Source organism: Pseudomonas oryzagri (assembly GCF_020831405.1).
In the GTDB taxonomy this organism is placed as follows: domain Bacteria; phylum Pseudomonadota; class Gammaproteobacteria; order Pseudomonadales; family Pseudomonadaceae; genus Geopseudomonas; species Geopseudomonas oryzagri.
Genome location: NZ_JAJHPU010000033.1, coordinates 6,210 through 6,919, shown reverse-complemented (window position 1 = coordinate 6,919; position 710 = coordinate 6,210). Strand labels below are relative to the sequence as shown.

Below are 710 nucleotides of genomic sequence, written 5' to 3'. Positions count from 1 at the left end.
GTGCTGTCGTTGGACGCGACGGTGCCGGATACCGGAGTGTCCTCGGCGGTGCTGATGCTGTCGGCCACGGCCACCAGGTCGGTCGCCGCGATGACGGTCACGGTGACCGTGCGGGTCAGGGACTCGCCCGAATCCGCATCGGTGACGGTGTAGTCGAAGCTGTCGGCACCGCTCCAGTTGGCGTCCGGGGTGTAGGTGTAGGTGCCGTCGCTATTGACCACCACGCTGCCGTGGGCCGGGTCGCCGGCCTTGGCGAAGCTCAGGGCGCCGCCGGAGCTGGTGCTGTCGTTGCTGGCGACGGTGCCGTTGACCGGGGTGTCCTCGGCGGTGGTGGCGGTGTCATTGACGGCCACCAGGTCGGTCGCGGCAGTCACGGTGATCGTGACGCTGCGGGTCAGGGACTCGCCGGAGGCCGCATCGGTGACGGTGTAGTCGAAGCTGTCGGCACCGCTCCAGTTGGCGTCCGGGGTGTAGGTGTAGGTGCCGTCGCTATTGACCACCACGCTGCCGTGGGCCGGGGCGCTGGCCTTGGCGAAGCTCAGGGCGCCACCGGAGCTGGTGCTGTCGTTGGACGCGACGGTGCCGTTGACCGGGGTGTCCTCGGCGGTGCTGATGCTGTCGGCCAGGGCGGTGAGATCCACCGCAGCGGTCACGGTGATCGTGACGGTGCGGGTCAGGGACTCGCCCGAATCCGCGTCGGTGACGGTGTA

At 69.3% G+C, this 710-nt stretch carries 1 protein-coding gene; it reads right to left on the bottom strand.

Translation table 11 applies throughout. The annotated features are described in order from the left end of the window. Positions 1-710, bottom strand: a 710-nt coding sequence (locus tag LMJ29_RS21090) for an Ig-like domain-containing protein (protein WP_229605740.1), incomplete at both ends; no start/stop codon positions are given.